This is a genomic window from Geobacillus jurassicus NBRC 107829 (assembly GCF_001544315.1).
GTDB classification, from domain to species: Bacteria; Bacillota; Bacilli; order Bacillales; family Anoxybacillaceae; genus Geobacillus; species Geobacillus jurassicus.
The window spans coordinates 1-8,927 of the sequence record NZ_BCQG01000086.1 but is presented as its reverse complement, the minus strand read 5'-3'; the positions used below and the strand labels follow the sequence as shown (position 1 = coordinate 8,927).

The 8,927-nt window shown below is 53.6% G+C and carries 6 protein-coding genes and 2 pseudogenes; 7 read left to right on the top strand and 1 reads right to left on the bottom strand.

The window, feature by feature from the left end; translation table 11 throughout:
* Positions 1-80: 80 nt before the first annotated feature.
* From GJ1_RS16685 to GJ1_RS16665, 5 genes and pseudogenes are all read left to right on the top strand, one after another.
* Positions 81-1,646, top strand: coding sequence for a plasmid pRiA4b ORF-3 family protein (locus tag GJ1_RS16685; RefSeq protein ID WP_066234875.1), 1,566 nt, complete (start codon positions 81-83; stop codon positions 1,644-1,646).
* Positions 1,647-1,825: 179 nt separating this feature from the next.
* Positions 1,826-2,674 carry a Cof-type HAD-IIB family hydrolase gene (locus GJ1_RS16680; RefSeq protein WP_066234872.1) on the top strand — a complete coding sequence of 283 codons (849 nt, stop codon included), beginning with the start codon at positions 1,826-1,828 and terminating at the stop codon, positions 2,672-2,674.
* Positions 2,675-3,151: 477 nt separating this feature from the next.
* Entirely contained in the window at positions 3,152-3,922 is a 771-nt protein-coding gene (gene aroD / locus GJ1_RS16675; RefSeq protein WP_066234869.1) for a type I 3-dehydroquinate dehydratase, read from the top strand.
* Between the two features lie 130 nt (positions 3,923-4,052).
* A complete protein-coding gene (locus tag GJ1_RS16670; RefSeq protein ID WP_044737251.1) occupies positions 4,053-4,562 on the top strand; it encodes a shikimate kinase in 510 nt (169 codons plus the stop codon).
* A gap of 593 nt (positions 4,563-5,155) precedes the next feature.
* Positions 5,156-6,959, top strand: a pseudogene (locus GJ1_RS16665) (hypothetical protein); the annotation flags it as partial.
* A gap of 154 nt (positions 6,960-7,113) precedes the next feature.
* Here the strand turns inward: GJ1_RS16665 and GJ1_RS16660 are convergent.
* Positions 7,114-7,548: an MbeB family mobilization protein gene (locus GJ1_RS16660; RefSeq protein WP_066234866.1), complete on the bottom strand. Its 435-nt coding sequence runs from the start codon at positions 7,546-7,548 to the stop codon at positions 7,114-7,116.
* A gap of 82 nt (positions 7,549-7,630) precedes the next feature.
* Between GJ1_RS16660 and GJ1_RS16655 the strand changes: the two are divergent.
* A pseudogene (locus GJ1_RS16655) lies at positions 7,631-8,314 on the top strand (glycosyltransferase); the annotation flags it as partial.
* Complete coding sequence (locus GJ1_RS16650) at positions 8,286-8,720, top strand: GtrA family protein (protein ID WP_066234863.1); 435 nt, start codon at positions 8,286-8,288, stop codon at positions 8,718-8,720. The pseudogene GJ1_RS16655 and the gene GJ1_RS16650, both read left to right, overlap by 29 nt.
* Positions 8,721-8,927: the final 207 nt, after the last annotated feature.

Sequence of the window (8,927 nt, the reverse complement as noted above, 5' to 3'; positions counted from 1 at the left end):
CCGAAAAGGGAGAACATTTCACCATTTTTCCATCCGTTTGTTATAATAAAAAGACAAGCAAACAGGAGAGGAAGTGGAGAATGATTTATCAACTGAAAGTACAGTTGAAACATACGCGCCCTCCCATTTGGCGCCGGTTGCTTGTGCCTGGGGAGATGACGTTTGCCGAGCTGCATCGCGTGTTGCAGGCAGCGTTCGGCTGGATGGACCAGCACTTGCATACGTTTTATATAACGAAGGTCGGCGGAACGGCGCGGCTGCGCATTGAAATCGGCAACGAAGCGGCTGGATGGGACGGCGCCGATTACGATGAGCGGGAGGAAAGGATTGGGCAATGGTTTGTCGAAGAAGGCGACCGCGCCCAATACGTATATGATTTTGGCGATATGTGGGAGCATGAGATCGTCTTGGAAAAAATCGTCGATCCGCTTCCTGGCGCGTTGTATCCGTGCTGCATCAAGGCCGTGCGAGTGGGTTTGAAAGAGGACAGCTGGGGAGAAGTGCAAGCCATAGAGGAAGAGATGAGCACAGCGGAGCTGACGGCGAACGTGAATGTGGCGCTCGCCCCGTTTCAACGAAAAGTGGTGAAGGAAGAAGGTGAGGCGAAAAAAACGAAACGAGCCGCAAGCAAAGGCAGAGTCGAAGAAGTGGAACAGGATGTATGGAAAACGCTGTTCGATCAAGCGCTCGCCTACAGGGACTTGGCCCCGTGGACATGGATGGACGATGATCAAATTTTTGCCGTGGTGACTCCTGATGGGGAATCGTTGTATTGTACGGTGATCGGGGCGCTTGGCCAGGAGTACGGCCTTGTCATTTACATCGGTGAGGAAGGGTATGCATGCTTGCAAGATATTTTATCTGGAACGTTGCATCCAAAAGACGCTGTGTTTAAAGAGCGCGCATTGCTCGTGTCGTTCGCGCCCCGAAACGACTTGGAAAGAGACGATAAAGCGATGTTGCGGAAGTATAACATTCCTGTGAGTGGAAAACGGCTGTTGCCGATGTTCCGCAGTTTTGCCCCTGGATATTATCCATGGTTTCTTTCGGAACAGGAAGCGGCATGGGCGGCTATGGCATTGGAACAAGCGGTAGTTGTCGCCGAGCGGCTACGCGATGGCGAGCTGTCCCTAGCTTCGTCCGCTCGCGGCAACCGATTGTTTGCCCGGATCGCCGAACGGAGAGAAGACGGGCTTCATTGGCGCGACGGCTGGGTGCCGCGCCCTAAGGCGAAGAAAAAGGAAACACCGGTGCTTGAAATCGGAACGGACGAGTTGGAAAAGGTCAAGGCGCTCGATCGCGCCCCACTGTTTGCGGAGTTTTCGGTCGCTTATGTGAACAAGCCGATTCAGGAGCGACGCTGGGAGCGCCCGTATTTTCCGCTGCTGGCGCTGGCCGCCGATGCAGCGGGCGGAGTCATTTTGCATCACCAAGTGTTTCGCGGCCAGCTGGAGGCGAAGACGCTGCAACAAAGTTTTCTTGAATTTGCCCGCGCGCTCGGGCGTGTACCGAGCCATGTGCGCGTCACGAAGGAACACGGTCCGTTGCTGGCCCCGCTTTTGCGCGAGTTGGGTGTGAATATGAGCACAGGCCCAACCCCTCGTTCCGATGAAGTGAGGGAATTGTTTGAACAGTTTGCGATCTAAGAAGGAGCCGACAGTGATGCCGAACAGGAGAAAGAGATGCAGAACAGGAGATGATGGGGGCAGGCGCTGGGGTACGGAGTGAAAAGCGCGGGAATTTCCGGCTTTTCACTAGCCCGCTGCTTCTGCCAGGACTCCGTTTTTCTAAGAGCGCTTTGCACGACGCAGAAAGAGGGATGAACATGTTGATTGCACTTGATATGGACGGAACGCTATTAAACGGAGAAGGCAAAATCAGTGAGCGCAATCGAAAGGCGATGATGGCCGCGCAAAAGGAAGGCCATATCGTCGCCGTCATCACCGGGCGGGCGCGCAAAGACGCGCTCGCCCCGCTTCGTGAGGCGGGGCTTGTCTGTCCGATCGCCAGTCTGAACGGGGCAATTGTGACGCTGGAAGACGGCACGGTCATCAGCGAGGCGCCGCTCGAGCGGGAAATCGTCCGTCCGGCGCTTGAGTGGGTGCGCGAACAATCGGATTTGTATTGTGAGACGTACACAGGTGATGCGGTTTACGTCGGGTTGCACAACCGATCCTATTGGGAGGCGTTGGCTTCAGAGATGGCTGATGCGGCCCCGGACGTGAAATGGCTTGTCAATAAGCAGTTCCAACAGGCGCGAGTGACGTACGTCGATGACATCGGCACGGTGTGGGATGATCCGCAGCTTACCTTATACAAACTGCTTGTTTTTGCTCTTGACCGCGAGCGTCTTCGCGAAGCGGCCTCCCATTTCGCGGCGCTCCGTGGTGTGACGGTCACCTCGTCGCATCCGCACAACATTGAAATGAACAACGAGCGGGCGACAAAAGGCGCGGCGCTCAAGCAGCTTGCCGCCCACTACGGCATCGACTTGCGCGATACGGTCGCCTTTGGCGACAGCCATAACGATTTGTCGATGTTTGAGGTCGCCGGCTATCGCGTCGCCATGGCCAACGCTGCGCCGGAGTTGAAGGCAACATGCGACTTTGTCACCTTCTCCCACGAAGAAGATGGCGTGGCAGTGGGGCTCGAGCGGATGATTGGGTGGCGGTGAGCAGCCACCATTTCCTTGTTTTCACATAAAGAAAACACAGGGTGTCGGGGTATTGGCGGTCATATGCCAATCGTTATCCCATATAGATCCGAATGTATCGCGACAGTGACATGTACTGTACATAACGAAATACACGATCAAATCAAGTTGTATATGGAAAAATGCGAGCGTTTTGTATATAATATTTTCTTGCAGTGAAGTATTAAAGGGGAAGTGGAAAATCGAAAATTACCGAGTGTTTAATAAATTTTTGAATTGTTTATGGACGGCTTTTCTAAGGAAAAAACGGGCGACGGCCGGTTTGCATGAATAATCAAGTTAAGACCCCATGGTTCCCGAATGTTTTCGCCCCGTCTATATCGAGGGGAGAGCATAGGACGAGAAATCAGCATTGCCGTTTTGCTTTGACTCGATATTGACAATGCGCTATAGCGACTCGTCGCCATGTTTTATATGGTGGATAAGGGGGATTGATGGATGGGTTCATCAACAATGGTCAAGGTCAGAAATATACTGATCGGCGGCGAGAAACCGTGTATCTGTGTTCCTGTGATCGGCGTTGATCGTGAACAAGTGTTGCGTGAAGCAGAGGAGGTTTGTCGGAAGAAGCCCGATTTGATTGAATGGCGTGCGGATTTTTTTCAAGCCATTCATGACCAGAACAGTGTGTTGGCTACCGCGAAAGAGTTGCGGAATGTAACGGAGGACATTCCGATTTTGTTTACGGTCCGTTCCGAGCGGGAAGGGGGACAGCCGATTCCGCTCGATGGACAGGAAGTGCAGCAACTGATCGAAGCAATTTGTAAAAGCAGGGTTGTCGATTTGGTAGATTATGAGCTGGCTTATGGGGAGCGTATTGCCCCGGTGCGCCGTGCGGCTGACGAAGGTGGCGTCCGGCTCGTCGTGTCGCGTCATTATTTTGACGGCACCCCGTCGAAAGAAACGCTGGTGGCCGAAATGCGCCAAGCCGAGCAGTGCGGGGCCGATATCGCCAAGGTGGCCGTCATGCCAAAGTCGCCGCAAGATGTGTTGACGTTGTTGCAGGCGACGGAAGAAGCGCGACGCGAGCTGTCTATTCCGCTCATTACGATGGCGATGGGTGGGCTCGGTGCTATTACCCGGTTGGCTGGATGGCTGTTTGGCTCAGCGGTGACGTTTGCCGTCGGGAAACAAAGCTCTGCCCCAGGGCAAATTCCGATCGATGAGGTGCGGACAGTGCTTTCCATCTTGCAAATGTATAGCCAGTGATAGACGATCATTTGAACGCAGGCTGTTTGTTTACTATGACCCTGACGAGCGGAGACAAAGGAGGAAAGAAACGGTGAGCAATCAAATCACTCTCCCCCTCCGCGAGCGGAACATCATTTTGATCGGCTTTATGGGAGCGGGGAAAACAACGATCGGGCAGCTGGTCGCGAAAAAGCTGTACCGTGACTTTATTGATGTCGATGCGGAAATCGAGCGGCGGCACGGGATGTCGATTCCGGAGATGTTCGCGCAAAAAGGGGAAGCGTACTTTCGACAGGTCGAGCGGGAACTGATCGTCAATTTATGCACAAATACAAGGTTGAAAATCATTTCGCTTGGCGGCGGCGCGTATTTGCAGGAAGACGTGCGGCGCGCCTGCCTAGCTCACGGCATCGTCTTTTTCCTAGACTTGTCGTGGGAGCATTGGAAAGAAGAGCGGCTGCCGCTCATTGTCGACAGCCGGCCGGTGTTGAAAAACAAAACGTTGGAAGAAGTGGAGCAGCTGTTTTTCCAGCGGCAGTCCGCTTACGCTCTCCATCATTCCCGTGTCGACATCAATGAACTTGAGGCGGAACAGGCGGCGAACCAAATTGTTGAGTCAATCAAATGGACATGGGACGTCTATGAGCCGAACCGGTAAGGCGGCTTGTTGGCGGACAGGCAAGCTCCCGAGCAAGGGAGCTTTTCTTTTTGTTTCCCCCGCAATGCCTGTCAGTCCATACGACCGCTGCCGGAGGTGAAATCGTGTTTGCGGAAAAGAAAAATTTGACGGATGCCCTTGCCTGTTCTTGCCGGACAAACGTTCTTTTTGTTATAAGGAAAATATGCAGGAACAGGGAGAGTGGGGAGATGGAGAAGCGGGCGTTCGGTTGGATTTATGTGTATATTGTGTTGGCCGTGGCTGTGCTTTCTGCGCCGTATTGGCTTTGGTGGCTGAAACCGAAAACACAACTTGAACTGCTCATTGTCGATGAAACAGTCTCAGATCAATCGTACCGCGAGCATCAAGGACTCATTTGGCTTTTGCGGTCGCAAAAGTATGTCCACCGCAATGGGGAACGGTACGAAGCAGCGCGCGATTACGTCGGGTTTGTGCCGAAGGACGATGGGACGTACGGTGTGCGGCCGTTTCCGAAAGCGATGGATCGGTATGATGCCGTCTATGTCGCCGACACGTACGGCGTATATGAGGAAGAGTTCGTCCGCAAGCGAACCGACGGGGCGCGGTCGGCGAAAGTGCATGGCGGGCTTGATGGTGAGGAGATGAAGGCGCTTTGGCAGTTTGCCCGTCAAGGCGGGAAAACGCTCATCGCCGAGTTTAATTCGATGGCCCATCCGACGGAAAAGGCGGTGCGCACATCGTTTGCGCAGTTGTTCGGCCTTCAGTGGACCGGATGGATCGGCCGTTATTTTCCTGACTTGGGAAGCCGGGAAGTGCCGGTATGGGTCAAAGAAAACTATGAAACTCAATATGGCAAGCGGTTTGCGTTCCGTGGCCCGGGCATCGTGCTTGTTGATGAAACAGACCGGCTGATCATTCTCGACCGGCGTGATATCGGCGCCGATGGCGTCGTGTTTTCGTATACGAAAGCGGGGGAAAAGCGGTGGGGAGAAAAAGTGCGCGCTCCGTATTCGTACTGGTTTGACATCGTCGAGCCAATCGATGAGCGCGAAGTGTTGGCAACATATACGTTGTCACTGTCGGAACGCGGAAAAGAAAAGCTGCGCGCCGGGCTGTTTGCCTCGTACCATATTTATCCGTATTATCCCGATTTTTTGAACAAAGAGGAAAAATACCTCAACTATATGGATTGGAGCGGCGAGCCGAACAGCTACGCAGGCTATTTGCATGACATGAAAGCGGCGCATCGGATGCCGGTTTTGGTCGCCGAATTCGGCGTCCCTTCCTCGCGCGGAATGGCGCATCGAAACGTGCATGGGAAAAACCAAGGATTTCTTTCTGAACAAGAACAAGGGGAAATCGATCGGAAGCTGTTTGAGGACATCGTCCATGAGCGAATGGCGGGCGGTCTGTTGTTTTCGTGGCAGGATGAGTGGTTCAAACGGACGTGGAATACGATGGAGTACGACACTCCGGATCGCCGCCCGTTTTGGCTGAACGTGCAGACGAATGAGCAGCATTTCGGCCTCCTTCGGTTCGATCCGGGACCGAGCGCAGCAGCGATGATCAAGGTGGACGGGCGGAAAGACGATTGGACATTCAACGGGATCAAGCCGGCATGGGCGGATGGCAAGCGGGCGTTGTATGTCACGAGCGATGAAGGGTATTTGTATGTGCGGTTGGACAGCAGGCGCATCACGGATGGGACCACCGCATACATCGCGTTTGATACGATCCCGGACCAAGGGCAGTCGCGCCTCCCGGGCCTTCCCAGCGTTCGCACGGCGGGGATTGATTTCGCCTTGGTCATTCACGGAAAAGAGAGCGCGCGGTTGTTGATCGACAGCTACTATGACACGTTTTATTATCATTATGGCCATCAGTTGCATATGATGCCGGCGGCGCCTTACGCCAACCGGAAAGATAACGGCGTCTACCACCCGATTCGTCTGACATTAAATAAAAAAATTGGAAGAGACTCGCGGCAAGGCGGTGCCCTTTGATTCGTATGAAACCGGAATTTTGCGGTTCGGCACGGCCAACCCGGCTGACGCGGCATTCGATTCGCTTGCGGATATCAGCGTAAGCCATAGCGGCGATATGTATGAAATCCGCCTGCCGTGGGCGCTCCTCAATGTCACTGACCCGAGCCGGCGCGAGGTGATGGGCGACATCTGGTCGAAAGGCGGTCTCAAGAGCCGTCGGATCGTCCCAGGCATCCGCTTAGGCTTATACGTCGCGGACGGAGCGGATTCGTTTTCGTTCCCGGCGATGGAAGGACAGGTGCTCCCGGCAAAACAGTTTTACACATACAAGTGGCCGGTGTGGGACGCGCCGCGTTATCATGAACGGCTGAAACAGTCATATGAGGAGATGAAAAAGGCGTTTTCCGACGCGAAAGTCGGTCGGCCGTAAGGAACACGCGGCGCAAAACAGCACGAAGTATGGGGCGAACCGGGCCTGGCATTCGCCCCTTTGCCGCAAGAAGAAAAGGATGAGAAAGCAAGATCAGCCGTCAGGCAGGCTGCAGCCTGCCTGACGGCCGATTCGAGTTGTATTTGTCGGGAATTTAGCTTTTTTCAGCCCAAACGCGGAGTTTTTGTTCATGCTGGAGAGTTTTGCGGGCGAGGAAATCCACCGTCTCTTGCGTTTCCGACCATTCGAGGCGCAAGCAGCCGATTTTCGTTTCGATGCGCTCAAACCGCTTGTCCGCCCGTTCTTCAAGGTCATACATCTCTTGACGAAGCCGTTTCTCTGATTGTTGGATCTCTTGGCGCAGCCGGTCTTCCGTTTCCCGCATTTCCGAGCGTAGTCGATCCTCCATGTCTTGCATTTCTGCACGCAGGCGATTCTCCATGTCTTGCATTTCTGCGCGCAAGCGGTCTTCTGTCTCTTGTATTTTTGTGGACAGCCGCTCTTCCATGTCTTGCATTTGCCGGCGGATATGATCGGAATGCAGATCGAGCGCTTTTAAAATTTGTTGTACGATGGTTTTTTCTTCCATATAATTCACCTCCTTTGCCTCCATCATAGCACACTCTCAAGAGCTTGGAAAACCAAAACTTGTCCAAACGGCTGGTTCTTTTGCCGACTTGCAAGACCCGCCGGAACTCATTTTGGAGATGATCGCGCGCTGGAAAGAAGGGTATGATGTCGTCTATGCCCGCCGAGTCAAGCGGAAAGGAGAGACAGCGTTCAAAAAATGGACGGCGTATGTGTTTTACCGCTTGCTGCGGGCAGCGACCGACATCGACATTTCGGTCGATACCGGCGATTTTCGCCTTATTGACCGGAAGGTGTGCAATCAGGTAGTCTATATGAGAGAGCGGAGCCGTTTCGTCCGCGGTTTGGTGAGCTGGGTTGGGTTTCGGCAGACGGCGGTCGAATACGAGCGTGAGCCGCGCCTAGCCGGTGAGACGAAATATCCGCTCAAAAAAATGATCCGGTTTTCGCTCGATGGCATTACGTCGTTTTCGCATAAGCCGCTCAAACTGGCGAGTTTGCTTGGGTTTTTGTTGTCAGCAGCAAGCATCGTCGGAATGTTGGCCGTCTTTTATCTAAAGTGGTTCACCGATTCGACAGTCGCTGACTGGGCGTCGCTGCTCATGGCCATGCTCCTTTGCAACGGGGTGATGCTTCTCATGCTTGGAGCAATTGGCGAATATATCGGGCGCATTTATGATGAAGTGAAAGGGCGGCCGCTGTATGTCATCAATGAAACGTGGGGAGTTCGGACAAAGCATGAACGGAAGCCTTCATACATTCCGTAAAGAAAAACAAACCGTATGGCGGTTTGCCGTTGTTGGGGCAAGCAATACGGCGGTCGACTTTGCTGTCTTTTTCCTGCTCGCGGCCGCGGGCGTTCCGGCGGCCGCCGCCCAAGTCGTTTCCTACGGTGCTGGGATGGCGAACAGCTACATTTGGAATCGACGCTGGACGTTTGAAGTGAAACGAAAAGCGAACATTGGGGAATTTTTGCGCTTTCTTGCCGTCAACGGGTTGTCGCTTGGCGCGTCGCTTGGCGTTTTGCTTGTGGCGGACCGGTTTGCCCCGCTTTGGCTGGCAAAGAGCGTGGCGACACTGGTTGGCATGGCGGCAAATTTTGCCGGCAGCCGCTATTGGGTGTTTGCCGAACAAACAGGAAGAGAGGCAGAGGGGAAGCGCGGATGGCGTTAGACAGAACACAAGGCATAGAAATTATGAAACGTTTTCACCGTTGGAACGACGGGAAGTGTCTGCTAAAAAACTGATGTTCTCAGGAATGTCCACCTTCAAATGTCATTACAATTTAGGTCGAGTAGTTCAAGCATGTATACGGTAAAAGAACAGGGGGCTGACTCAAAAGGGTAATTTCCCTTAAACAAAACACAACATATTGTTTCG

Coding starts and splice junctions, on each gene's coding strand:
- GJ1_RS16650 (WP_066234863.1), top strand. CDS start 8,286: ATGAACGGAAGCCTTCATACATTCCGTAAAGAAAAACAAACCGTATGG.
- GJ1_RS16670 (WP_044737251.1), top strand. CDS start 4,053: ATGGGAGCGGGGAAAACAACGATCGGGCAGCTGGTCGCGAAAAAGCTG.
- GJ1_RS16680 (WP_066234872.1), top strand. CDS start 1,826: ATGTTGATTGCACTTGATATGGACGGAACGCTATTAAACGGAGAAGGC.
- aroD (WP_066234869.1), top strand. CDS start 3,152: ATGGGTTCATCAACAATGGTCAAGGTCAGAAATATACTGATCGGCGGC.
- GJ1_RS16660 (WP_066234866.1), bottom strand. CDS start 7,548: ATGGAAGAAAAAACCATCGTACAACAAATTTTAAAAGCGCTCGATCTG.
- GJ1_RS16685 (WP_066234875.1), top strand. CDS start 81: ATGATTTATCAACTGAAAGTACAGTTGAAACATACGCGCCCTCCCATT.